Raw genomic sequence first — 22,820 nt, 5'->3', positions numbered from 1 at the left:
TGCATTTTTATGCCAATGTGCCAAAAGCCAGTTTTTTAGTCAGGTGCATCTCCATATCGCACTCGATTTTGGTGAAGTTGGACGCAGAAATGATTGTGGCATCGACGATGCTGCCTTCGCGCAGCATCACGTCATTTTTCTCCAATTGCTCCCAATGGAATTGCTTGCCCTTCCGCTCCAGAAAAATTCGAGGCCAATCTTTCTTTTTGGTTATGGTGATCGGCCTCGTAGACATTGGCTTTACCCATGGTAGCACTGAAACCTATGCAGTTGATGATGGCCGTATTATCGCTGATGTCAGAGATTTACCTGGCATAGAACAATCTGTTGTAGATCACTTCTATTGATAAAACCAGGCACCTAAGACAAATAAAATTAGGTATAGGTACTATCCATAAGTAAGTTTCAGGTAAGTTTCGGGTAAGTGGCTGGTAAGTTTAGTGTTCTATTGTGAATAGCCTAACGGACTGATGAGAGCACTACCATGTATCTCCCTCCCCAAGCTAAAACTAATGGAAAAGGAATAAAGCGCATATATCGTGCTTCCGTGAACGCTATTGATGGACTCTATGCTTGCTGGAAAAGTGAAGCAGCGTTTAGACAGGAAGTTGTCGCTAGCCTTTTTCTTTACCCTCTTATCTTTATCTTAGACACAACGCCAGTTGAAAAGGCAGTCCTATTTCTGTCGCTGACATTAGTTCTTATAGTTGAATTAATTAATTCTGCAATCGAGTCAACTGTAGATCGAATAAGTTTTGAGCACCACCCTCTTAGTGGCCGTGCAAAAGATATCGGCTCTGCTGCAGTTTTATTAAGTATAACTTTGATGATAGGAGTTTGGCTTTTCGTGCTAGTAGGTTAAGGCTATAAAACCATAGCCGATACCAGTTATTTAATAACACACTACACCGAAAACAAATCCCCCCTATTTTTTCATTAAAAATTGGTAGCAGCCATCATGAATAGATATATATTTTTTTATTACAAGCTAACCTCTAAAGCTATAATTTATCGTCCACGCATAAGTTCTGAACTACTTACATTGCTGGTCACAATACTATTTACCATTATGTATAACAATGCCTTCTGGCATGAAGCTTTATTTGGGTATGACATAAGTGAACCCCGGTCAGCAGGCATAGTAACACTTATGCTTTTAATTATCACCAGCCTTCATTTTGTTGTATTTTTATTATTTTCTTTTTACTGGTCTGCCAAGATTTTACTGACAATCTTACTCCTCTTAGCTTCTGTTGTAAGTTACTTTACTGGCTCTTACGGGGTCTATTTTGATACGACCATGCTGGACAATTTTTTGCAGACAGATACCAGTGAGGCTCGGGAACTTTTGACATTCGGTCTGCTTCTCCACTTATTGCTCTATTTTATTGTGCCTTCGATTGCATTATGGCGAGTCAAGCTCAAGAAAACATCCTGGTCTAAAGCAGCGATACGTCGCCTTACCTATTGGCTGAGCGGAGTGGCTGTACTCCTTGTCTCGACAATTCTGTCTTATCAAGATATGTCATCACTAATGCGCAACAACAAGGAGCTTCGCCACCTTATAACACCAGGTAACTACTTGGTCTCCATGGTAAAAGTGCTTGCTAGCGAAGCCCCTTCTGCTAATACACCACGTTTGTCCGTTGGAGAGGATGCCTTTATAGAACCAGATGAGGGAGCAAAACCCAAACTTCTCGTCATCATTGTGGGCGAAACTGTACGTGCCGCAAACTGGGGGCTTAATGATTATCAACGCCAGACAACACCTGAACTGGCCAATCTGTCGTCTGTCATTAATTTTAAACAGGTAACATCTTGCGGTACGAGTACAGCAGTTTCCTTACCTTGCATGTTTTCGCTGCCTGGCCGTCGAGACTACGATAAAACCTATGCCCAGCAGCATGAATCTTTACTTGACGTATTGAAACGTGCTGGTCTGAATGTCATTTGGGTAGAAAACCAGTCAGGCTGTAAAGGCGTCTGTGACCGAGTGGAAACCGTGAAGATAACGGCTGAAGAGTATCCCCAACTTTGTCAAGAAGGACGCTGCTTAGATGAAGCACTTGTGCACGAGCTTAGTAGCCAGATAAGGCAGCCAGACCCACGTGACACGGTTATTATTCTGCACCAACTCGGCAATCATGGCCCAAGTTATTTTCAGCGCTATCCCAGCAATTTCGAACGGTTCATTCCAACCTGTAAAACTGCCGATTTATCACAGTGCTCTCAAGAAGAAATTACTAATAGTTACGATAACGCTATTCTTTATACAGATCATATTTTGAGTCAGATCATTGAAATGCTAGCCAATCAATCAAACTATGATGCCTCAATGATCTATCTATCTGATCACGGAGAATCGCTTGGTGAGAAAGGGCTTTATCTACATGGCATTCCTTATGCCATTGCACCGGATGAACAAACTCATATCCCTATGTTGTGGTGGCTTTCACACGATTTTTCTCAACGTGAAAATATAGATATTGAATGTCTAAACGAAACTGCTGAAACCCCCGCATCGCATGACAACTTATTCCACAGCGTACTGGGATTACTGAATGTATCAACAATGATTTACCAGGACGAATTGGATATCAGCCAACGATGTTCCAGCTAAGTCTGCGTTGCTTCGTTGTAGAGCTGATCCTTTAGTCACTTCGTAGCGCCGACGACTAAACACCGAGAGATTAACTGCAATATCGACGTGCGAACACATAAGTGTGACGATATAATGAACATTCACCCATGCATGTTTTAAAATGCGAACAGCAAAACTGCTTACCCACAGAGGATGTTGGTATGTCTTTCCCCCCTGTCTGGCCCATCGGGTTTCAAACCATCTTAGTGCGTGCGGTGCTGTACGTATTTTTTATTGGCGCGATTGCCCAAGGCGCCTATTTAGAAGCGCTTTATCTCCCCTCAGTACGCTTTTCTGAGCTGGGTTTTACCGAATTTACCCAAACACTGGTGCTGGCCACCTGCTGTGCAATGCTGATTTACATTCGTCATGTACTTAAAGTGTGGCCCACCGTTACACTGTTGCTGCTGGCATTTGTGGCCGCCTCCTTGGTACGCGAACAGGATCACTTTTTAGATAACTATGTGGCTCATAACACCTGGAAGGTACTCGTTGCACTGATTATTCTCCCATCGCTTTTTTGGGTGGTGAAGCAGCGCCAACGCTTTCTTGCGGAGTTCGCTCATTACAGCAACACCTTCGCCTTTGGTTTGTTTACGGCAGGCGTGCTGACCACTTATATATTCTCGCGCCTGTATGGGCGACAAGAGTTCTGGCAAGCCGTTCTTGAAGACAGCTATTCAGGAACCTTTAAGAGTGTTGCTGAAGAAGTCGTCGAACTACTCGGTTATAGCCTAATTCTGATCGCCACCCTGGAATTGCTACTACTGGCTCGCCGCATTTATAAAGCCCGGCAGATACCCAATTAAGCGCGGCACACATCGTCTTCAACATTAGTCCCTATAAAAAAGCCCGCCGTTCAGAGAACGGCGGGCTTTTTGGTCTTAGCGGCGACTACTTTCTATTCACCACTTACTACTTTCTATTTACCACTCACAACTTACGACATTCACTCGTCGAGGAACGAACGCAGCGGCTCAGAGCGGCTGGGGTGACGCAGCTTACGCAGCGCTTTGGCTTCAATCTGACGAATTCGCTCACGGGTTACGTCAAACTGTTTGCCCACCTCTTCCAGGGTATGGTCGGTGTTCATATCGATACCGAAACGCATGCGCAGTACCTTCGCTTCGCGGGCGGTCAAGCCGCCTAACACGTTGCGCGTTGCTTCGATAAGACCTTCACCGGTAGCCATGTCAATGGGCAGCAGCATGGTGCCGTCTTCGATAAAGTCACCCAGGTGTGAATCATCATCGTCACCAATCGGCGTCTCCATGGAGATCGGCTCTTTGGCGATTTTGAGCACTTTGCGTACTTTATCTTCCGGCATTTCCAAACGCTCGCCGAGTTCTTCCGGCGTTGGCTCACGGCCCATTTCCTGCAACATCTGGCGCGAGACGCGATTGAGCTTGTTGATCGTCTCAATCATATGTACCGGGATACGGATGGTGCGTGCCTGGTCGGCAATCGAGCGGGTAATTGCCTGACGAATCCACCAGGTGGCGTAAGTCGAGAACTTATAACCACGGCGGTATTCGAACTTATCGACCGCTTTCATCAAGCCGATGTTGCCTTCCTGGATGAGATCCAAGAACTGCAAACCACGGTTGGTATACTTCTTGGCGATCGAAATCACCAAGCGCAGGTTAGCCTCAACCATCTCTTTCTTGGCACGGCGAGCTTTCGCCTCACCAATCGAGAGCTTGCGATTCACCTCTTTAAGGTCGGCAACCGAGAGCTGCACCATATCCTCTTCGAAGGCGATCTTGCGCTGAGCACGAGCAATATCGGCGCGCAACGGCTCAAGGCGGTCTGCGTACTTGCTCTGCGCTGCCTGGAATTCATCCAGCCATGTTTTGCTCGACTCATTACCAGGAAACGACTTGATAAACGTCTTACGCGGCACCTTGGCTTTTTTCACGCACAGCTGCATGACCGCTTTCTCTTGGGCACGCACTTGCTCAACACTGATACGCACCTGACCGACCAAGCGCTCGAAGTGCTTAGGCACCAGCTTGATAGGCGAGAAAAGCACCGCCAAGCGGGCTTGCTCGGCCTTTAACTCAGCACTGCCGCGGCCATGCTTGGCAAACGCCTCTTCCACCAAGGCGTTCTGCTCGCGAATCTGCTCGAAACGTGCACGCGCCTCTTCGGGATCTGGGCCGCCCTCGCTGGCCGTAGAATCCTCGTCCTCATCGTCGCCGTCGCTCTCAACGTCGTCGTCAATCTCGGCTTCAGGCTCCGGTTCGGGCACCTCTGCTTCGGCAACGCCGGGGATACCCTCATCGGGATCGATGAAACCAGAAAACAGATCCGAAAGACGCCCCGGCGCTTCTTCATCCTGGGTAGCGTCATAGGCGTCCAAAATAGACGCGACGGCACCCGGCAAATAGGCCAGAGACGACATCACTTCACGGGTACCCTCTTCGATCCGTTTGGCGATTTCGATTTCGCCTTCACGGGTCAAAAGCTCAACCGTGCCCATTTCACGCATATACATGCGTACGGGGTCAGTGGTGCGGCCTACATCGCTTTCCACGGCGGCAAGGGCCGCTACGGCCTCTTCCGCAGCGGACTCGTCCGTGGATTGATCCGACATCATCAAAGTGTCTTCATCTGGCGCTTCTTCAGCGACACTTATACCCATGTCGTTGATCATGCCAATGATGTCTTCCACTTGATCCGGGTCGGCGATATCCTCAGGTAGATGGTCGTTGACCTCGGCATAGGTCAGGTAACCCTGTTCCTTGCCTCGAGCGATCAACTCCTTCAGACGCGACTGCTGCTGCGCATTTCCAGCCATAGAAACCCTATCTCGACGAAGAAGAATGAAACACCTGGAGCGCTGAATCGATTAAACTCAACAAGCCGTACAGTATAGCGTAAAAAGCAAGAAATTTTCCAGCTCGACGTATTTGCGCGGTAATTCAGGTGTGTTAGTTTGTTCGGTTAGGCCAACGCTCGGTGGCTGACCCTATATCTGGTGCTGAAACGCTAGGAATTCAACCCCCATCGCCCAAGACACCGCCTCATTGGCGCTGAGCAAGCTCCATTACCAAGCTTGCCAAACGCTGGCGCTGCTCCTTATCCAACTTTTGCCCGGCGCGCTCCTGCGCCAGCAACGCCGTGTACTCCTCTTGAGGAGAACGCTGGCGCTGAACGTACTGCAAGTGTTCCACCAATCCCTTCAGCTCTGCTTCCCGATCTGCCTTGGGAATCAACAGCTCGCGCTTGGCGAAAGCCGCCAAGGCATGCCCCTGCTGGCTGCCTTGAAAATGCGCCAACACCACTTGTGGGCTGCGGTAGCGCCCTGCCTTGAGCAGTTCAATCAGCTCGCGGCATAGCGGCGCATCGCCATCTTCCGGCAACCACTCCAAATGATCAGGGAGCGTGACCACCAGATTGGGCTCATGCAATAACAGCTGCACGATACGCCCAACCGGGGAGAGCGCCTGAGAACGTGAGCGCGATGAGCGGGCTGGCGCTGCCAAAACAGCGCCGTTCATGGCGGATGAGGCCGATTCGGACTCCAACTGCTCTGCCGGCTCCTGCGAAACATCACCTTGGGTGACGGATCGCTGCGACGCCTGGGAACGCTTTTCGAGCAGCACTTTCAACTGCTCTTGCGCCAGCCCACTACGCTTTGCCAATGACTCCAGCAGTAGCGATTTGAGCATGCCTTCAGGCACTTTGTTCAATGCTTCGAGCACCTGACTGGCAAACCGCTCGCGCCCTTCCACGGTATTCAAGTCGCGCCCTTGGGCCGCCTGTTCGAATAGAAACTCCGACAGAGGCATGGCACAGGTCACGCGATCCTGAAATGCCTGGGTGCCTTCACGGCGCACCAGGGTGTCCGGGTCATCACCTTCGGGCAGAAACAGAAAGCGCGCTTCACGGCCATCAATCATTTGCGGCAGTGCGGTTTCCAATGCCCGGCTAGCCGCCTGCCTCCCGGCACGATCACCGTCGAAACAGAACACTACGCGACTCACCAGTCGAAACAGGCGGGTCAAATGGTCTTCTGTGGTGGCGGTACCCAGCGTCGCCACAGCATTATGAATACCGTATTGCGCCAGTGCCACCACATCCATATAGCCTTCGACCATGACCAGTTGCTCAAGCTTGTTCGAGGCTTGGCGCGCCTCATACAAGCCGTAAAGCTCACGACCTTTATGGAATACGGGTGTTTCCGGAGAGTTGAGATATTTGGGCTGGTCATCGCCCATCACTCGACCACCAAAGGCAATCGTACGACCGCGCAAATCGCGAATGGGGAACATTACCCGATCACGAAAACGGTCGTAGGTACGCCCGGTATCCTCACGGTGAATCAGCAGGCCGTACTCCACCTGCACTGGCTCACCAATACCGCGCTCGCTGAGGTGCTGTTTTAGCGCCTCCCAACCCGCCGGGGCATAGCCAATGCCGTAGGTCTTGATCACCTCGTCCGAGAGCCCACGACCCGACAAATAGCGTTGGGCAGGCTGGCCCTCCTGCATCTTTAATCGCTCGCGATAAAAACTGGCGGCGAGTTCGAGCAGGTTAACACCCTCTTTGCGCTTCTTTTCACGCTGCTGGGCACGCGGGTCATCAGCGCCTTCACGCGGCACTTCAATACCCAGGCGACCGGCCAACTGCTCTACCGCCTCAGGAAACGGTAGTTTGTCGTACTCCATCAAGAAGCGTAGTGCATTACCATTAGCTCCGCAGCCAAAGCAGTGATAAAACTGCTTATCAGCACTGACGGTAAACGATGGGGTTTTCTCTTGATGGAAGGGACACAGCCCAGAGTAGTTACGACCAGCCTTTTTAAGCTGCACGCGCTCACCAACCACCTCGACCACGTCAACGCGGCCTAACAGATCATCAATGAAACGCTGTGGAATTTGGCCTGCCATGAACTACGGGCATCCTCGCGCAAAGCGCTAACTTTCGAGACTGTTTTTAAAAGCCCTGTTTTTTAAAACACTGCCTAAGGTCATCAGACCCATTGCCAGATCAGATCATCATAAACAGCGACGGCCTTTAGCAACGACAGCTTTGAAGAACAACAGTCAAAAACAAACGGCCACCTAGTGGCGGCCGCTTGGCATCCCTCTTGAGACGACCAGCTAACTGCTCCGGCCCCCTCGGGTACGGATCAATAGAGCCGTTCGAAACGCTTTTGCTCACGCTGAACTTTCTTAGCGTGGCGTTTTACGGCAGCTGCCGCTTTGCGTTTACGCTCAGCAGTCGGCTTCTCATAGTGCTCGCGGCGGCGTACTTCAGAAAGAACACCGGCTTTTTCGCAAGAACGCTTGAAGCGACGCAGGGCGACGTCAAACGGCTCGTTATCACGTACTTTTACAGAAGGCATTAAGCACTCACCTACCTTAAGGAGTCTTGAGTTCGGATAGTACGTACACTGCGATATTACATTTTAGAACACGGTGTACGACCCAGTTTTACAGCGCACAGTAGTTTAGTCGCCGTTGACCATCTTTGCAAATGCTTACGCTGATCCACGGCGATAATGCTAGACTAGCGCCCTTCTGTTTTCACCTTTACATCTTTTGAATAGCCTTTGAGAGTCCCTTTTTATGCGAGTTCTGGGCATTGAAACATCCTGCGACGAAACGGGTGTCGCGCTTTACGACACCTCGTTAACCGGCGGCCAGGGGCTGCTTGCCGATGCGCTGTATAGCCAAATCGCCATGCATGCAGAATTTGGCGGCGTAGTGCCCGAACTCGCCTCTCGCGATCACACCCGCAAACTGCTGCCGCTGATCGAGCAAGTGCTCGGCGACGCCAAGCTAACGCGCCGCGACCTGGATGGCATCACTTACACCGCAGGCCCCGGCTTAGTCGGCGCATTAATGGTGGGTGCCAGTACCGCCCATGGCATGGCACGGGCCTTGAACATCCCCGTGCTCGGCGTACACCATATGGAAGGCCATTTACTGGCACCGATGCTGGAAGACGAGCCACCCGAGTTCCCTTTCGTGGCGCTGCTGGTCTCCGGCGGCCATACCCAGCTCGTCGAAGTTCAGGGGCTGGGTCGCTATCAACTGCTCGGCGAATCGGTGGATGACGCGGCTGGTGAAGCGTTTGATAAAGCTGCCAAGATGCTCGGACTGGCCTACCCAGGCGGCCCTCAGGTCGCCAAGCTGGCGGAACAGGGTGACCCCAAGCGCTTTCGCTTCCCGCGCCCCATGACCGACCGGCCAGGGCTAGACTTCAGTTTTTCGGGCCTAAAAACCCACACCATGACGGCCATTCGCCAGTTGGAAACAGCCGACGAATTCGACGCCCAGGCCCGCGCCGACGTTGCCCGCGCCTTTGAAGAGGCCGTTGTCGATACGCTGGTGATTAAGTGCCGTCGAGCGCTGGATCAAACCGGCTTGAAGCGCTTAGTGGTGGCGGGCGGAGTCAGCGCCAACCATCGCCTGCGCGAACGACTGCAGACTGAGTGCGAAAAACGCCAAGCCCGCGCCTACTACCCGCGCGGGCGATTCTGTACCGACAATGGCGCCATGATTGCCTATGTGGGTGCTCAACGCCTGGCAGCGGGAGAGTGCGACACTTCTGGCATGATGCAGGCGACGCCCCGCTGGCCGCTGAATCAGCTGACACCGCCTGTCTCACGCTAAGAACCACGAAACGGCGGCTCTTCACCGCGTCGCAGTCGGCGAATATTAAGCCCGTGACGGGCCAGCACCAGCAGGCTGAATCCACCCACCACCATGACGTACTCCGGCGCCAGCCAGCCACAGGCCAGCGGCGCCACGAGCGCACTCACTAACGAAGCCAATGCCGCCGTTTTTAATCGCCACGCCAGCAGTGCCCATATCGCTGCACTCAGTAGCGCCACCTGGGGCACCAACACCAACAACACACCGAAGGCACTGGCGACCGCTTTACCGCCACGAAAGCCATGCCACAGTGGAAAGCTGTGACCTAATAATACTGCCAACCCCACTACTCCCTGCAGCCAGACCGGGCAGCTCATCAGCTTTGCACCCAAAACAGCAGGCATGGCTTTTAAGGCGTCTAACAGCAGTGTCGCTGCCGCCAAGCGGGGGCCATATAGGCGCAGTACGTTGGAAAAGCCGGGATTAAATGAGCCGTGTTGGCGGGGGTCGCCCACGCCCGCCAGACGGCAGACGCTTAGCGCTGCCAGCCAACTACCGCTTAAATACCCCACCACTATCCATACCATGGCGCTCTACTCGCGTTGAAGACCGTCTCGTTAGCCCGGCCCGCTGTCGTTTAGCCCCATCCTAACGTACAATCGCCCGCTTGTTACCGTAGGGGGAAGCTGGATGGATCGTATTTTGATTGAAGCGTTAAGCGTCGACACCGTGATTGGTGTCTACGACTGGGAGCGCTCGATTCAACAGTCGCTAAGCTTAGACTTGGTGTTGGCGACCGATATTCGCTCGGCGGCAGCCACCGACGATCTGCGCCTCACCCTGGATTACGCTGCTATCTGCCAGCGCATTCAGCAGTTTGCCGATGCCCATCAGTTCGCCCTGGTAGAGACTTTTGCCGAACGCCTCGCTGAGTGCCTGCGTACGGAATTCCCTATCACTTGGCTGCGCTTGACGGTACGTAAACCGGGCGCGGTTGCCAACGCCGTTAGCGTCGGCCTGGAAATCACCCGCGGCAACCTGCCGGAGGCAACCCAGGAGATCAGCGCATGAACCTGGTGACCGTCAGCTTAGGCAGCAATATTCACCCTACTCGGCATATTCGCTGCTGCCTGGATGCGCTTGCTGATACCTTCGGCCCCCTGCAGATCTCCCGTGTGTTTGAAAGCGAGCCGGTCGGTTTCGCCGACAGCCGCAATTTCTACAACCTGGTGGTGGCGTTTCACAGTGCTTGGACACCCGGCGAACTTCAGGCATGGGGGAAGCAACTGGAAATAGAGCATGGCCGCCTGCCTGGTCTTGCCAAATTTAGCCCCCGCGCGCTGGATATCGACTTGCTCACCGTAGGCAGCCTTTGCGGCACGGTTGACGAAATCGCCTTACCGCGTAGCGAAATTACCCATAATGCGTTCGTGCTACAGCCGCTTGCTGAGCTGCTCCCCAATCAGTGCCACCCCCGCTGCGGCACGCCCTATGCCGCGCTATGGAGCGCCTTCGAGCTAGGCAGCCAGCGCCTTTGGGCGGTGGATTTCAGCTGGCGCGGCCGCTGGATCTCCCAAGCGGATGAACAGCCCCTGCTGGCGGCGGCACGCCGGTAAATTACTTGGTTAGCGCCGCCTCCACGGCCTGCCCGCGGCGCGCTCGCAAGGCCTCGCCCAGCGCTGCGCCTTGATATCCCTCAGCTATCAGTGCCTGGGGGCTTACCTCCCGAGCAGCCTGCCAGGCGTTTTCGAGCGGGCTAACCTGCTCAGGCGCCAACACTTTGACTAACGCCAGCTGTCCCTCGACCTGCTCAGGCTTACGCCAACCATCCAAACGTTCCAGCCAACGTAGCACGCTGGGGCCCTCTAATGCGTCGGAAGGCAGCGCATGGTTGGTTAATGGATGGTTTGTTAGCGAATGGTTTATTAAAGAATAGGTAAGCGCGGTATGGCGAGCCAATTGGGCAACGGCATTGGGCAGTTTGAGTCGTTCCGACAAGGCATCGCGCCGCTCAGCGCTGAGCGGCGATACCAGCTGCGCATAGCGCCAATGAGCCAATGCGAACATGTCGCTATCAGGCACCTGAGCCATCGCTGCCAAGCCCTTCACTAACGCTTCACCCGCCAATTCTGGCCACCAGACGTTGAGCGCGTCGCAACGTTCAAGAGTGGTGAAATAGACCTCTGGGCTTGGTTCACCCAGCGCTTTTTCCGTTTCGACCCACACCCGCTCGGCGGCCAGGTGCTCAAGTTCGCCGCTGTGGCTCACCTTACGCATTAGTGCCTGGGTTTCAGGGGCAATGGTGAAGCCCAGTGACGCATAGCGGGCCAGAAAACGTGCGGTACGCAGCACTCGCAGCGGGTCTTCGCTAAACGCCGCGGAGATATGCCGCAACACGCGCCGTTCGATATCGCCTTGACCATTAAACGGGTCGGTTAATTCGCCCTCAGTACTCTGGGCAATGGCATTAATGGTTAAATCACGCCGCAATAGATCCTCTTCCAGGCTGACATCGGGGCTGGCATGCACTTCAAACCCGCCATAGCCGTGGCCAGACTTGCGTTCGGTGCGGGCCAGGGCGTATTCCTCAGCGGTTTCGGGATGCAGAAAAACTGGAAAGTCGCGCCCCACGGGCTTAAATCCGCGCTTGCGCATGGCGTCTGGCGTAGTGCCCACCACGACCCAGTCATTGTCATATACCGGCCAGCCGAGTAACTCATCGCGCACGGCGCCGCCTACCCGATACACGTTCAAGCCTGCTAAGCGGGGATCACTGTTTGTTTCTTTCACTGTCGTTTTTCCTGCTGAAGGCTAGCTACACTGGTTCGCTCGCCGCTGTCCAGATTGAGCGCGGTTAGACGTCCGCCCCACACGCAGCCCGTATCCAACGCCTCAACGGGTACCCGCGCCTGGGGGGTACTCCCCTCCAGCGCCGCCCAGTGGCCGAAGAGTAGGCGAGTGTCATCGTCACGCGGGTATTGAAACCAGGGCAGAAAGCCCTCTGGGGCACTGTCCAATCCCTCTTTGGCCGCAAAGTCCAAACGGCCCTGGGCATCAATAAAGCGCATCCGAGTCAGCACATTGACAGTCAGGCGCAGCCGATCCATGCCGTCTAAATCATCGTGCCAGCTATCCGGCTGGTTACCAAACAGCCGGGTTAAAAACTTACCGGATGCTTCACTGCCTAGCGCCATCTGCACTTCACGCCCCAGAGACTCGGTCTGGGCTACGCTCCATTGGGGAAGCAGCCCGGCGTGGGTCATTAGCGTACTGTTTTCAAACACGCTAAGCGGTTGGCTCTGTAGCCAATCCAGCAACACTTCGCGATCAGGCGCGCCCAGAATATCGCCCAGGGTATCGTTTTTTTTCAGCTTGCCGCCGCCGCGCGCTACGACCAGCAAATGAAAATCGTGGTTGCCCAATACGCTGCGTGCCGAGCTACCCAGTGCGCGCACTTCTCGCAGACACTCCAATGAACCAGGCCCACGATTAATCAAATCGCCCACCAGCCATAGCGTATCCCGCGCGGGGTTGAAGCTAAGCTTTTCAAGAAGGGCTACAAATTCGGCGTGACAGCCGTGCAGATCGCCGATCGCATAGGTGCTCATGCACGAGACCTTTTTAATAAAATGAGTAGGCTGAATACTACCACTTCACCGACATCCTATGCCTGTCGTTGGTGGCTTATGTTGATGATTAGCACTGGTGAAAATTACAAACCTGGATCACTATAAAAGTACGCTTTGGCGCTCTTGAGCCTCTTGCTAGCTTAGCCGCTCAATCGCGCAGTTAGTCAATTGAGTAGCTAGTCACTCGAGTAGCCGCCTCAACAACTGTTAAGGAAAACGGTACGCTTATGACAATGGATTACTCTCGACGCGGGCTACTGAAAGCGGCAACGCTGGCAGGTATTGGCGCACTCATACTCCCCGGCACAATGCTTCTTCCAGCCGCACGAGCCGCCGCGCCCAAACTTGGCCCACCGCCCGCTGCGGTGACGGTTAATGGTTGGCTCCTGCGCAGCAGTGACTGCTGATGTATATCGCTTTTGAGGACATTAGCGAACACAGCCATGCAGTGGATGTCTGCATTATCGGCGCGGGTGCGGCGGGCATTTCCATGGCCGTTACCCTGGCCGAGCGGGGCCACCGCGTACTGCTCTGCGAAGGTGGCGATGCGGACTACAGCGAACGCTCCCAGGAGTGCTACCGGGGCGAAGTCGTCGGCGACCCTTATATTCCCCTCTATGGCGCTCGCCTGCGCTATTTGGGCGGGTCGACCAACCACTGGGGCGGCATCTGCCGACCACTCGATCACTATGACTTTACCGCCAAAAGTGCTGCCAGTGAGACGGCCTGGCCTATTGGCCGGGATGCGTTATCGCCCTACTACCGCGCCGCGGCCAGCGTGCTCGACTTGGCGCCTACGCCTGCTGATCAGCCGATCACGGATTCTGGGCTCAAGCGCATCTATTTCTCACTGGGCCACCCGACGCGTCTGAAGGAGAAATATGCCACCACGCTAAGCGAATCGAACACGTTGGAGTGCTGCCTAACGGCCAACTTGGTGGCGCTGGAAAGCCAGAATGGCAAAGTCACCGGCGCTATCTTCAAAAACTATCAAGGCGATTACCGAAAGGTTCAGGCGCGCTACTTTGTGCTGGCCTGTGGCGGCATCGAAAACTCGCGCTTGCTGCTGTGGTGCAACCAACAGTTAAATGGCCAGCTTATACCTCAAGCCGACACCCTAGGGCATTACTGGATGGAGCACCCCCACGCCACGGTGGGTCAGGCGCTAATTTTTGAGCCAGCGGCACTGGGGCTGGACGAGGATTACAACGTGTTCCTCTCCCCCACCGCTCAATCCATCAGCTCACGCCAAATACTGAATTGTGGGCTGCGCTTGCACCGCATGAGCGCTGAAGCCACCCAGGAACTGATTGACGAGCTCGCGAATCAGGCCCCCACGCTGGCGGGACGGCTGCGTATCTGGCAGGCCCAGGGGCGGGTGATACACGGCGCGGTGCTAAGAGCTGCCTGGGAGCAAGAACCTCGCTTTGACAATCGCATAGAGTTAAGCGAAGAGCTGGATGAGCTGGGCGTACCCCGCGGCCGATTGATGTGGCAGCAGTCCGAGCTGGATCGTCATACTATCCGCGAGAGCATGCTGCTATTGGGGGAGTATCTGCGCGACAATGAGGTAGGTAGGCTACAACTGGCTGACTGGCTCGCCGATACGCCGGTACAACTGCCTACCGAGGGCGAGTTGGCTGGCCGTCACCATATGGGCGGCACGCGTATGAGTCTTAATGCCGAGGAGGGCATTGTTAACCCCGACTGCCGACTGTTTGCCCAGGATAACTTCTATGTGGCGGGTTCCAGCGTTTTTGCCAGCGCCGGGCACGCCAACCCGACGTTAACGCTAGTACAGCTGGCCCTGCGGCTTTGCGATCACCTGGAGAGCAGGCTAACCCAAACTGTCTAATGGAGCTGAAGCGGTACGGCTAACCTAAAAGGAGTAATGGCTACCTCAAAAACACGCTGAGTAGAGGTATCCAACAGCGTATAGGCACCCTCCATCACCCCCACCGGGGTTTGCAGAATGGCGCGACTGGTGTAACGAAAACTCTGGCCGGGGCCAATTAGCGGCTGTTGGCCGACGACGCCTTTGCCGCGGACTTCCTGGCAGTCGCCGCTGCCCTGGGTGATTTTCCAGTAGCGCGCCATCAGCTGAACGCTATGGGGGCTCTGATTGTGGACAGTCACGGTGTAGCTAAACACATAGCGCGACTCTCCATCGTTAGACTCATCAGCGCGATAGCTAGGGACGACGCTCACTTTGATTGCTAGGCCACTCACGTTTGGCTGCCCCGCTCACCGCTTGCCTGCTCATCGGCGGCGACACGGTTGGCAATCGCCACGTACTCCGCCACGGTCAACGTTTGCGGACGGCGGATGGGGTCAATGCCCAGATCTTCCAGGGTGTCGGCACTCACCCGCCCTTTGAAGTTATTGCGCAGCGTTTTGCGCCGCTGACCAAAGGCGAGCTTCACCAGCTCAAACAGCATCGCTGGGTCATCCGCCGTATGGGGCAGCGTTTCATGGGGGGTTAAGCGCACAATGGCGGAGTCGACTTTGGGTCGTGGCACAAAGGCTTCCGGCGGCACGATAAACAGCTGTTCGACCTGGCAGTAGTACTGAGCCATAACCGACAGACGCCCCCAATCAGCACCGCCGGGTTCTGCGGCTAAGCGTTCAACCACCTCTTTTTGCAGCATAAAGTGCATATCTTGTATGGCACTTCCTGCAGCCAGCAGATGTATTATCAGTGGTGTGGAGATGTTGTAGGGTAGGTTGCCTACCACGCGTAGCGCGGGCCCATCGCCTTTCAGCGCAGCAAAATCGAACTTCAGTGCGTCGCCTTCATGAATCACAAAATCGGGATAGTTGAAAAACTGTACCCGCAAACCGGGAATCAGATCGCGGTCGAGTTCGATCACCTCCAAGTGCCCCGCGGCTTCCAGCAGCGGCTCGGTCAGCGCCCCCTGGCCTGGGCCAATTTCGACGAGGCGATCCGTCGAGCGCGGGCCAACGGCGCGAACGATCCGCGAGATAATGCCAAGGTCGCGTAAAAAATTCTGACCAAAGCGTTTACGAGCGCGGTGTTGGGGCACAGTAGACATCAAACGGTGTTCCTTGGGGTGCGGATTCAATCGGGAGTATGTAGTAGCCAGCACTGTTGCAACTGGTCGTTTGCACGAATCGGTGCCAGAGCAGGTTATATCTCAGCAGACAACCGCCTTGCAGCTAGACGGCGCGCAAGGGCGATAGCGACGTTTAGGCTGCCGGGATCTGCCACGCCTTTGCCTGCCAGATCCAGCGCGGTGCCATGGTCGACCGAAGTGCGTACCAATGGCAAGCCCAGAGTAATGTTAGCGGCCTGACCAAAGCCTGCGTATTTTAACACCGCTAAACCCTGGTCGTGGTACATCGCCAGCACCGCATCGACACCAGCCAAATGCCTGGGGGTAAACAGTGTGTCGGCGGGCAAGGGGCCAAGTATATCCATTCCCTCAGCGCGCAGTGCATCAAGGGCGGGAATAATAACATCCAGCTCCTCGCGCCCCAGGTGACCATCCTCTCCAGCGTGAGGGTTTAAACCGCACACTGCGATGCGTGGCTTGGCGATACCAAACTGGCGCTGCAAATCAGCCGCTAGCAGTCGGCTAATACGGGTTACCCGCTCAAAGGTGATAGCGTCGGCAACATTGCGCAGCGGCAAGTGGGTGGTCACCAGCGCCACACGCAGATCGCCACTACCCTGCCAGCTTGGTGACGCCGCATGCAGCGCCGTATCGGTGGCGAGCATCATTACCACCTCATCGACGCCGCAGGCATCGCGCAACCACTCAGTGTGGCCGGTAAAGGCTGGGTGACCACCTTCGATGATGACGCCTTTATGAAGTGGCGCCGTAACCATAGCGGCCGCCTGACCTTTTTGGCAGGCATCCACCGCCAGCGCCAAGGTAGCCAGCACATAATCAGCGTTGGCCGGATTGAGAACGCCCGGCGTGGCCGGTTCGTTCAGCGCAACCGGCCAGACCGGCAAACCATGGGTGCCACTTGGGTACTCGCCAGGCGAACATTCAATCACCGTGACACTTAATCCCAGCGCTGCTGCACGCTGGCGCAGCATATCCGGGTCGCCAATCGCTACTGTACCCGCGGGGAGGATGCCCTGGGCCGCTAGCATCAGCATTAGCTCGGGGCCAATGCCCGCTGGCTCGCCGGTAGTTACCACCACCGGCAGCGCGCTATCGGATGATAAAGTATCCACTAACATTAGAGTCGAATATCAACAAAGGCCTGGGAGCGAATCTCTTGTTGCCAGGTCTCTAACTCTTCGTTCGCGCGACGCTGGAAGATCGCTTGGCGCACCTGCTCACGCTGGCTCTCTTGGGTAACGTTTTGACGACGGCGCTCCTCTACTTCAATGACGTGGTAGCCAAACTGAGAGCGAACCGGCTGAGATACCTGGTTAACATCCAGGTCGCGCATCGCCTCTTCAAAGGCGGGTACGGTTTGCCCTGGGCGAACCCAGCCCAGTTCGCCGCCGTTGAGGGCAGTGCCACTGTCGTCACTCATCTCACGCGCCACCGAAGCAAAATCCTCGCCTTGTGAAAGGCGCTGACGTACCTCTTCCGCTCGCGTGCGGGCCTGGTTTTCATCGCGATTAGGGGTCAGTGCAATCAGCACGTGGCGGGCACGGATCTCTTCAATAAAGTTCTGCTCGCCAGACTGGCCGGGCTGCTGGTTTAGAAAGCGCTCAACGTCGCGGTCGCTGACCGATACGCGGTTGCTAATTTGGCGCTGCTGCACCTGACGCATCAGCATTTCGCGGCGAATATCTTCGCGCACGCTGGCCAGCGTCATACCATCAGCTTCCACGGCATCGGCAAACTGATCAAGCGTCATGCCATTGGATTCGGCAATCGAGCGCACCTGCCCATTGAGCTCGGTATCATCGACGCTCAAGTTGGCATCTTTCGCCATCTGCAGTTGAATCTCTTCCATCACCATGCGCTCAAGCACCTGACGCTCCAACTGGGAGCGCGGAGGGAGATTACCACCCTGGGCCTGCGCCTGCTGCTCGATTTGCGTCATGCGATCATCTAATTCGCTGCGCATAATCACATCGTTATTGACCACGGCCACGACGCTGTCCAGCACTTGACGCTGGGGAGACTGGAAGTTCTGCGCCTGAAGGGCTAGCGGGGCCAATGCAAGGCCTGCGCCTACACACAAAGCGAGCAGGCTACCAGCGGATAGCTGTTTCATACGGCCTAGCAGGGGCTTTCTCATTTTCATAACAAACGTCTCTTTCATTAGCCATTCTATGGAAGTCATTTACAGGGCAGTCGGACGATAGCCAGGAATGGTCTGTTCAAAATAGCTATCCGCATCCTGGCCAACGCCGCCTAAGCCACGGAATACGAAGCGTAAAAATAGCCCGCGATCATTAAAGTCATCATTAATGGGTGCGGTGTCATTGTCATCTACCCATTCGCGCCACACCAACTGCAGACCGTAACAGCAGTTGTTCCACTGCACGCCTGCCAATTGCTCCAGTGAGCGTTCATTGGTTTGATCGTGCAGGTAGCGGCCAATCAAATCAATGTTGGTGCTGGCTTTCCAGGCAAATGAGAGATCCCACTCTTCGCGGTTATAGTCGCGAAAGCCGTTATCGCCCGGCAATACGCCTGGATCGAACCCTTCGATCTCCCAACGGTAGCCAAGGTTCACTACGTGCCCTTCGGGATGCCGGTAACTAACATCAACACTTGATCGTTCGGTGCGTTCCCGGTGGTCATCGTAGAGCCATTCTGCTCCGCTGCTCCAGCGATCATTAATCTGCCAGTCAAGGCGGGTGACCAAAGGCGAACGATCCCGCGTAGCCTGATAGCGGCTTTCCGGATTGACGCTTGGGTTGTCTTCCGGCCGATCCGGCAACGTATCGGCGTCGCCCTCACTATCGATACGGCGGTCATCAAAGTAAACGCTCTGACCTACCCCGAACGAGAGCCGGTCACGACCGGAGGCATCTTCCAATAAGCGTGACTGCACGCCGTAAGAGAGCCGGTTGAGATCGCCAACGCGGTCAGTGCCGGAAAAGCGCTGGGCTGACCAAAGCTGATCCCAGGAGAAAGCGCGTTCGCGACTGTCAAAGTCAGGCAGTTCGCTCTGATCGGTACGCGGCACATAAGCGTAGTTAAGACGTGGCTCCAGGGTTTGGCGGTAGTCCCGCCCCCCCAGTGCAAGCTCACGTTCAAAGACGAGCCCACTGTCGATGGAGGTCAGCACAACACTGCGGCTGGGTGAGTCGCTACGCTGTGTATCGCGCTCGCCGTAATCCAGCTCGTAAGCAGTGTTCCATAGCTCGGTACGCGGCTCCAGGTAGCCCCAAGGGCGCTCGAAACGCCAGCCAACCGCAGGCATTAGGTGCAAACGGCTACCGGTGGCCGCTTCGCGCTCCGGCACGCGGCGCTCATCCACGTCGCGCCAAAAATAGGTCGCGTTTGATCGCCACTGGGTATATAGCCCGTTGTCGAACTGCCAGTTGGCATTCGCGCTCAGGCTCGGCAGTTGATAAAAAGGTTTATCGCTATCGCTAAGCGGGTCTTCCAAGCGCTGGAAACCCTGGGCGCGGGCATCCAACTGCCAGCGCTGGCCGCGGTAATCGACCTGGGCCAAACGCTCCATACTGGCGCGCTCGCTCTCGCCAAACTCACCGCCGAAGTCATCGAAATAGCGACCGTCGCTGGCGGCCCCGTAGCGCAGCCGATAATTACTGCGCTCATTTACCCGCCCCGCATGGCGGGCATCCACATACCAGCGATCATCACCCTCAAAGCGATTTTCTCCGCCGCCAGAGCCACCGTTATCACTGTTTAAATAGCCGCCTTCAACGATGCCCGAGCTCTCCTCAAACAGGTAGCGGTATTCACCGTTCATCAACAGCCCGCGGTCACTCATCCAGCGCGGCGTGATCGTCGCATCGTGGTTTGCGGCAATATTCCAATAAAACGGCTGGGCGTAGTCAAAACCGTCCGTTGAAAAGCCAATCGACGGAGACAGCAAGCCTGTATGGCGGCGATCGTCGATGGGAAAGCGCAGCCATGGCCAGTAAAATACCGGCACATCTTTCACTTCCAGGCGCGCATGACGCGCTGTGCCAAAGCCTTCGGCTTGGTTCAAACGAATATCGCTGCTGACCAGTTGCCAGCTATTGGCGCCTGGATCACAGGTGGTGAAGCTTGCGTCTTGCAGGCGGTACTCGCCCTCCCCAGTCTGCTCTAGCTGACTAGCCTGACCGCGCAGATGCTGCTCGTAGAGCACATAGTGGCTGTCACCCAGGGTGGCCCGATCTTCGTTTAGCCGGAGCATCGCCTGTTCGCCACGCACCAAAGCGCGCCCATCGCGGATGGCGATATTACCTTCTGCGTCGACCTGCTGACGGTCAGCGGGTAAAAAGATACGCTCCGCTTCCACTTCTTCATTGCCGCGGCGCAGTACCACATCGCCGCGTAGCAATGCTTCGCCATCGGCAGCGTAATCGACTTCCCGGGCCTCCAACGAGACGGTTTCCGGGTTATCTTCCGCTGGCAAGCGGTAGCTGGGCATTACATAGCGGCCCCGGCACAGTTGGTTAGCCGCTTCCTCTTCCCCCCAGGGTTGCCAATCCAACGCTTCAGCGGACATGGTTTGACCCTGAGCCACCGCTGTAAACGAGGCGCCAGCAAGCAAACTGCCCATCAGCGTATGCGCAACCGGCAACGTGCGCGAAAATCGCTTGCCCATGTTCGTTATCCTTGGCATCCAGAATCGGTATTATACAGCCCGCATGATGCCCGACCAGCAAGGAGCTTGCATGTCCTCATATCGGATTAACGCCCTCACCATGTGGGCCGCCCAACAAAACGGTCTCTCTGAGACCGATATTTCGCTTTCATCCGCCGTGGGCGATGCGAGTTTTCGGCGCTATTTTCGCCTAACACTACCCGACGGCACCACCCAGGTGGTCATGGATGCCCCGCCTGAGCAAGAGGACTCCCAGCCGTTTGTAACCATTGCCAAGCGCTGGCGAAGCGCCGGACTGCCGGTACCCAAGGTGCACGCCACCAACCTGGCGGACGGCTTTCTGCTGCTTGAAGACTTGGGTAACACCCCCCTACAGTGTTTGTTTAGCGACGACGCTAGCATACAGGCTTACCATCAGCAGGCTCTCACGCTGATCGCCGAGCTGCAAAATCGCGCAGGCCCTGACTCGCTGCCCGTGTATGATACGGCGTTGTTGGGCCGCGAACTCGACCTGTTTCCCGAGTGGTGTCTCAGCGCTTGGTTAACGCTGCCATCGCCAGAGAGCTGGCACGTTGTTCGTGAACAGCTTATCCAGCATGCCTTAGCGCAGCCGGTAGTGACTGTGCACCGTGATTTTGATGCCATGAACCTGATGCTGCACGATCAGCGTCTGTTTATGATCGACTTTCAGGACGCCGTGGCTGGCCCGCTCAGCTACGATGTGATCTCGCTGTTACGGGGGCGATACTGCCGCTTTAGCAATGAGCAGTTCGCTGGCTTTGTCGAGGCTTTTTATCACCAGGCCCGCCATGATGGTCGACTGCCCAGCAGTGTCGATTTTGCCACTTTTCTGCTCCAGTGCCACGCGATGGCTGCCCAGCGCTCACTAAAAGTGCTGGGGATTTTCTGCCGCTTAACCCTGCGCGATCAAAAAAGTGGCTATCTCGAGCGCTTACCCCACTTTCTGGATCATCTGGAAGATAGCTTTTCGTTTCTGACCGAGCAGGCTGAGTTCGCTGAGTGGCTCCAACTCACCTTAAGACCTGCCATTATGAAACGACTAGCGGAAATACCGTCATGAAAGCGATGATTTTAGCCGCAGGCCTAGGCAAGCGAATGCGTCCGCTCACCGACCACTGCCCCAAGCCGCTGCTGCCCGTGGCGGGCAAGCCGCTAATCGTGCACCACCTGGCTCGTCTTCGCCAGGCAGGTATTCATGAGGTCGTCATCAATGTCAGCTACCGTGCAGAGCAGATTATCGCAGCGCTCGGCGATGGTGACGCCTATGGACTGCACATTCACTGGAGTCGCGAAACCGAACCGTTGGAAACCGGAGGCGGTATTCAGCAAGCGCTGCCGATGCTTGGCGAGGCGCCGTTTCTGTTGATTAACGGCGATGTTTGGTGCGCAGCGCTCCCCACCCAGCACGCGCTGCAAGGCAATGATCTGGCTCACCTGATGCTGGTGGAAAACCCTTCTCATCACGCCAGTGGGGATTTTGGACTAGCAGGAGGGCGCGTGAATCAAACCAGCACTAAGCGTTTGACCTACTCAGGTATCAGCGTGATTCACCCAGGGCTGCTCGCCGGGCAACCCCAGGGCGCCTTTGCCTTGGCGCCACTGCTGAGAACTGCTATCGATAACAACCAGGTAAGCGGCGAGCGCTATAAAGGGCATTGGGTCGACGTTGGAACCCCTGAACGCCTGGCGGCGCTGGAACGCCAGCTACAGAGCGAAAGGGGTTAGCCTATGCATCCGCACCACTTACGTGAGGCAATCGCCAACACTCCACGGGTAGCGGTCTACGGCACGCTCAAGCAAGGTTTCAACAATGCCCACTGGCTAAACGGAGCCACTCTGCTCGGGAGCGACGTTACTAAAGCGCTCACGCTTTACGATATTGGCCCCTACCCCGGTGCCAAATGGCAGCTGTCAAAAGGGGTGACGATTGAAGTCTATCAGATCAGTATTGACCATCTGGCCCAGCTAGACTGGCTAGAGGACTACCGCATCGATGCGCCGTCAGAGGGTGAGTATGACCGCCAGCAGATAACCACCTGTTTTGGTCTCGCCTGGGTGTATCTTTACAATCCGAGTGTGACAGGTAAAACAGCTATTTATGAGAGTGGCTGGCGCATGCCGAACATTAGCAATGTTCAACAGCGGCGCTGAGAAGAGGCGCGCAGGCCAAGAAATGTTATGCTGCGCGACTTA

General features: G+C 55.4%; 23 protein-coding genes. 11 read left to right on the top strand and 12 right to left on the bottom strand.

Going from position 1 to position 22,820, the window contains the following annotated elements; all coding sequences use genetic code 11:
• Positions 1-7: 7 nt before the first annotated feature.
• On the bottom strand, positions 8-235 hold the full coding sequence (locus HZS52_RS11290) for a hypothetical protein (RefSeq protein WP_190374760.1): 228 nt from the start codon (positions 233-235) through the stop codon (positions 8-10).
• Between the two features lie 249 nt (positions 236-484).
• Between HZS52_RS11290 and HZS52_RS11285 the strand changes: the two genes are divergently transcribed.
• From HZS52_RS11285 to HZS52_RS11275, 3 genes are all read left to right on the top strand, one after another.
• Positions 485-862: a diacylglycerol kinase gene (locus tag HZS52_RS11285; RefSeq protein WP_041158822.1), complete on the top strand. Its 378-nt coding sequence runs from the start codon at positions 485-487 to the stop codon at positions 860-862.
• Positions 863-958: 96 nt separating this feature from the next.
• Positions 959-2,620, top strand: coding sequence for a phosphoethanolamine transferase (locus tag HZS52_RS11280; RefSeq protein WP_190374759.1), 1,662 nt, complete (start codon positions 959-961; stop codon positions 2,618-2,620).
• A gap of 182 nt (positions 2,621-2,802) precedes the next feature.
• On the top strand, positions 2,803-3,450 hold the full coding sequence (locus tag HZS52_RS11275; protein ID WP_041158824.1) for a hypothetical protein: 648 nt from the start codon (positions 2,803-2,805) through the stop codon (positions 3,448-3,450).
• 140 nt (positions 3,451-3,590) lie between these two features.
• Here HZS52_RS11275 and rpoD read toward each other — a convergent pair whose 3' ends face one another.
• The 3 genes from rpoD to rpsU all read right to left on the bottom strand — a co-directional run bounded on the left by rpoD (position 3,591) and on the right by rpsU (position 7,994).
• A complete protein-coding gene (gene rpoD, locus HZS52_RS11270) occupies positions 3,591-5,441 on the bottom strand; it encodes an RNA polymerase sigma factor RpoD (RefSeq protein WP_027958016.1) in 1,851 nt (616 codons plus the stop codon).
• A gap of 226 nt (positions 5,442-5,667) precedes the next feature.
• Entirely contained in the window at positions 5,668-7,536 is a 1,869-nt protein-coding gene (gene dnaG / locus HZS52_RS11265; RefSeq protein WP_190374758.1) for a DNA primase, read from the bottom strand.
• 242 nt (positions 7,537-7,778) lie between these two features.
• Positions 7,779-7,994, bottom strand: a complete 216-nt coding sequence (gene rpsU / locus HZS52_RS11260; protein WP_008956349.1) for a 30S ribosomal protein S21 — start codon at positions 7,992-7,994, stop codon at positions 7,779-7,781.
• Positions 7,995-8,217: 223 nt separating this feature from the next.
• On the opposite strand from rpsU, the gene tsaD reads away from it, so the two are divergent.
• Positions 8,218-9,267 carry a tRNA (adenosine(37)-N6)-threonylcarbamoyltransferase complex transferase subunit TsaD gene (tsaD, locus tag HZS52_RS11255; protein WP_190374757.1) on the top strand — a complete coding sequence of 350 codons (1,050 nt, stop codon included), beginning with the start codon at positions 8,218-8,220 and terminating at the stop codon, positions 9,265-9,267.
• On the opposite strand, the gene plsY is transcribed toward tsaD, so the two are convergent.
• On the bottom strand, positions 9,264-9,836 hold the full coding sequence (gene plsY, locus HZS52_RS11250) for a glycerol-3-phosphate 1-O-acyltransferase PlsY (RefSeq protein WP_190374756.1): 573 nt from the start codon (positions 9,834-9,836) through the stop codon (positions 9,264-9,266). The genes tsaD and plsY overlap by 4 nt on opposite strands.
• Positions 9,837-9,939: 103 nt before the next feature.
• On the opposite strand from plsY, the gene folB reads away from it, so the two are divergent.
• Together folB and folK are read left to right on the top strand one after the other, a co-directional pair.
• Positions 9,940-10,320 (top strand): dihydroneopterin aldolase, encoded by a 381-nt coding sequence (gene folB, locus HZS52_RS11245; RefSeq protein ID WP_041158827.1) that lies wholly within the window; start codon positions 9,940-9,942, stop codon positions 10,318-10,320.
• Entirely contained in the window at positions 10,317-10,865 is a 549-nt protein-coding gene (folK, locus tag HZS52_RS11240; protein ID WP_190374755.1) for a 2-amino-4-hydroxy-6-hydroxymethyldihydropteridine diphosphokinase, read from the top strand. Before folB ends, folK begins: the two co-directional genes overlap by 4 nt.
• Position 10,866: 1 nt before the next feature.
• Here folK and HZS52_RS11235 read toward each other — a convergent pair whose 3' ends face one another.
• Together HZS52_RS11235 and HZS52_RS11230 are read right to left on the bottom strand one after the other, a co-directional pair.
• Positions 10,867-12,039, bottom strand: coding sequence for a tRNA nucleotidyltransferase/poly(A) polymerase-related protein (locus HZS52_RS11235; protein WP_190374754.1), 1,173 nt, complete (start codon positions 12,037-12,039; stop codon positions 10,867-10,869).
• Entirely contained in the window at positions 12,036-12,857 is an 822-nt protein-coding gene (locus HZS52_RS11230) for a symmetrical bis(5'-nucleosyl)-tetraphosphatase (RefSeq protein ID WP_190374753.1), read from the bottom strand. Before HZS52_RS11230 ends, HZS52_RS11235 begins: the two co-directional genes overlap by 4 nt.
• 248 nt (positions 12,858-13,105) lie before the next feature.
• On the opposite strand from HZS52_RS11230, the gene HZS52_RS11225 reads away from it, so the two are divergent.
• Entirely contained in the window at positions 13,106-13,285 is a 180-nt protein-coding gene (locus tag HZS52_RS11225; RefSeq protein ID WP_022522374.1) for a twin-arginine translocation signal domain-containing protein, read from the top strand.
• Entirely contained in the window at positions 13,285-14,733 is a 1,449-nt protein-coding gene (locus HZS52_RS11220; protein WP_190374752.1) for an FAD-dependent oxidoreductase, read from the top strand. The genes HZS52_RS11225 and HZS52_RS11220 overlap by 1 nt, the downstream gene beginning before the upstream one ends.
• On the opposite strand, the gene apaG is transcribed toward HZS52_RS11220, so the two are convergent.
• The 5 genes from apaG to HZS52_RS11195 form a co-directional block, all read right to left on the bottom strand.
• A complete protein-coding gene (gene apaG / locus HZS52_RS11215) occupies positions 14,730-15,107 on the bottom strand; it encodes a Co2+/Mg2+ efflux protein ApaG (protein WP_022522372.1) in 378 nt (125 codons plus the stop codon). The genes HZS52_RS11220 and apaG overlap by 4 nt on opposite strands.
• Positions 15,104-15,931, bottom strand: coding sequence for a 16S rRNA (adenine(1518)-N(6)/adenine(1519)-N(6))-dimethyltransferase RsmA (gene rsmA, locus HZS52_RS11210; protein WP_027958023.1), 828 nt, complete (start codon positions 15,929-15,931; stop codon positions 15,104-15,106). The genes apaG and rsmA overlap by 4 nt, the downstream gene beginning before the upstream one ends.
• A 95-nt stretch (positions 15,932-16,026) precedes the next feature.
• Positions 16,027-17,091 (bottom strand): 4-hydroxythreonine-4-phosphate dehydrogenase PdxA, encoded by a 1,065-nt coding sequence (gene pdxA, locus HZS52_RS11205; protein WP_022522370.1) that lies wholly within the window; start codon positions 17,089-17,091, stop codon positions 16,027-16,029.
• Positions 17,091-18,116, bottom strand: a complete 1,026-nt coding sequence (locus HZS52_RS11200) for a peptidylprolyl isomerase (RefSeq protein WP_190374751.1) — start codon at positions 18,114-18,116, stop codon at positions 17,091-17,093. Before HZS52_RS11200 ends, pdxA begins: the two co-directional genes overlap by 1 nt.
• Positions 18,117-18,155: 39 nt before the next feature.
• Complete coding sequence (locus tag HZS52_RS11195) at positions 18,156-20,606, bottom strand: LPS-assembly protein LptD (protein ID WP_027958026.1); 2,451 nt, start codon at positions 20,604-20,606, stop codon at positions 18,156-18,158.
• Positions 20,607-20,676: 70 nt separating this feature from the next.
• On the opposite strand from HZS52_RS11195, the gene HZS52_RS11190 reads away from it, so the two are divergent.
• From HZS52_RS11190 to HZS52_RS11180, 3 genes are read left to right on the top strand one after another with little or no spacing between them, the layout of a single operon-like run.
• Positions 20,677-21,687, top strand: a complete 1,011-nt coding sequence (locus HZS52_RS11190; protein WP_022522367.1) for an aminoglycoside phosphotransferase family protein — start codon at positions 20,677-20,679, stop codon at positions 21,685-21,687.
• Positions 21,684-22,352, top strand: coding sequence for an N-acetylmuramate alpha-1-phosphate uridylyltransferase MurU (gene murU, locus HZS52_RS11185; protein ID WP_190374750.1), 669 nt, complete (start codon positions 21,684-21,686; stop codon positions 22,350-22,352). Before HZS52_RS11190 ends, murU begins: the two co-directional genes overlap by 4 nt.
• A gap of 3 nt (positions 22,353-22,355) precedes the next feature.
• Entirely contained in the window at positions 22,356-22,778 is a 423-nt protein-coding gene (locus tag HZS52_RS11180) for a gamma-glutamylcyclotransferase family protein (RefSeq protein WP_190374749.1), read from the top strand.
• Positions 22,779-22,820: the final 42 nt, after the last annotated feature.

Source organism: Vreelandella titanicae, assembly GCF_014697095.1.
Classification (GTDB): Bacteria; Pseudomonadota; Gammaproteobacteria; order Pseudomonadales; family Halomonadaceae; genus Vreelandella; species Vreelandella titanicae.
The sequence above is the reverse complement of the archived record's forward strand: the minus strand, read 5'-3'. Positions and strand labels throughout refer to the sequence as shown.

Excerpts from the sequence above, each read along its gene's own strand:
- HZS52_RS11290 (WP_190374760.1), bottom strand. The coding sequence starts at position 235 with ATGTCTACGAGGCCGATCACCATAACCAAAAAGAAAGATTGGCCTCGA.
- HZS52_RS11285 (WP_041158822.1), top strand. The coding sequence starts at position 485 with ATGTATCTCCCTCCCCAAGCTAAAACTAATGGAAAAGGAATAAAGCGC.
- HZS52_RS11280 (WP_190374759.1), top strand. The coding sequence starts at position 959 with ATGAATAGATATATATTTTTTTATTACAAGCTAACCTCTAAAGCTATA.
- HZS52_RS11275 (WP_041158824.1), top strand. The coding sequence starts at position 2,803 with ATGTCTTTCCCCCCTGTCTGGCCCATCGGGTTTCAAACCATCTTAGTG.
- rpoD (WP_027958016.1), bottom strand. The coding sequence starts at position 5,441 with ATGGCTGGAAATGCGCAGCAGCAGTCGCGTCTGAAGGAGTTGATCGCT.
- dnaG (WP_190374758.1), bottom strand. The coding sequence starts at position 7,536 with ATGGCAGGCCAAATTCCACAGCGTTTCATTGATGATCTGTTAGGCCGC.
- rpsU (WP_008956349.1), bottom strand. The coding sequence starts at position 7,994 with ATGCCTTCTGTAAAAGTACGTGATAACGAGCCGTTTGACGTCGCCCTG.
- tsaD (WP_190374757.1), top strand. The coding sequence starts at position 8,218 with ATGCGAGTTCTGGGCATTGAAACATCCTGCGACGAAACGGGTGTCGCG.
- plsY (WP_190374756.1), bottom strand. The coding sequence starts at position 9,836 with ATGGTATGGATAGTGGTGGGGTATTTAAGCGGTAGTTGGCTGGCAGCG.
- folB (WP_041158827.1), top strand. The coding sequence starts at position 9,940 with ATGGATCGTATTTTGATTGAAGCGTTAAGCGTCGACACCGTGATTGGT.
- folK (WP_190374755.1), top strand. The coding sequence starts at position 10,317 with ATGAACCTGGTGACCGTCAGCTTAGGCAGCAATATTCACCCTACTCGG.
- HZS52_RS11230 (WP_190374753.1), bottom strand. The coding sequence starts at position 12,857 with ATGAGCACCTATGCGATCGGCGATCTGCACGGCTGTCACGCCGAATTT.
- HZS52_RS11225 (WP_022522374.1), top strand. The coding sequence starts at position 13,106 with ATGACAATGGATTACTCTCGACGCGGGCTACTGAAAGCGGCAACGCTG.
- HZS52_RS11220 (WP_190374752.1), top strand. The coding sequence starts at position 13,285 with ATGTATATCGCTTTTGAGGACATTAGCGAACACAGCCATGCAGTGGAT.
- rsmA (WP_027958023.1), bottom strand. The coding sequence starts at position 15,931 with ATGTCTACTGTGCCCCAACACCGCGCTCGTAAACGCTTTGGTCAGAAT.
- pdxA (WP_022522370.1), bottom strand. The coding sequence starts at position 17,091 with ATGTTAGTGGATACTTTATCATCCGATAGCGCGCTGCCGGTGGTGGTA.
- HZS52_RS11200 (WP_190374751.1), bottom strand. The coding sequence starts at position 18,116 with ATGAAAATGAGAAAGCCCCTGCTAGGCCGTATGAAACAGCTATCCGCT.
- HZS52_RS11195 (WP_027958026.1), bottom strand. The coding sequence starts at position 20,606 with ATGGGCAAGCGATTTTCGCGCACGTTGCCGGTTGCGCATACGCTGATG.
- HZS52_RS11190 (WP_022522367.1), top strand. The coding sequence starts at position 20,677 with ATGTCCTCATATCGGATTAACGCCCTCACCATGTGGGCCGCCCAACAA.
- murU (WP_190374750.1), top strand. The coding sequence starts at position 21,684 with ATGAAAGCGATGATTTTAGCCGCAGGCCTAGGCAAGCGAATGCGTCCG.
- HZS52_RS11180 (WP_190374749.1), top strand. The coding sequence starts at position 22,356 with ATGCATCCGCACCACTTACGTGAGGCAATCGCCAACACTCCACGGGTA.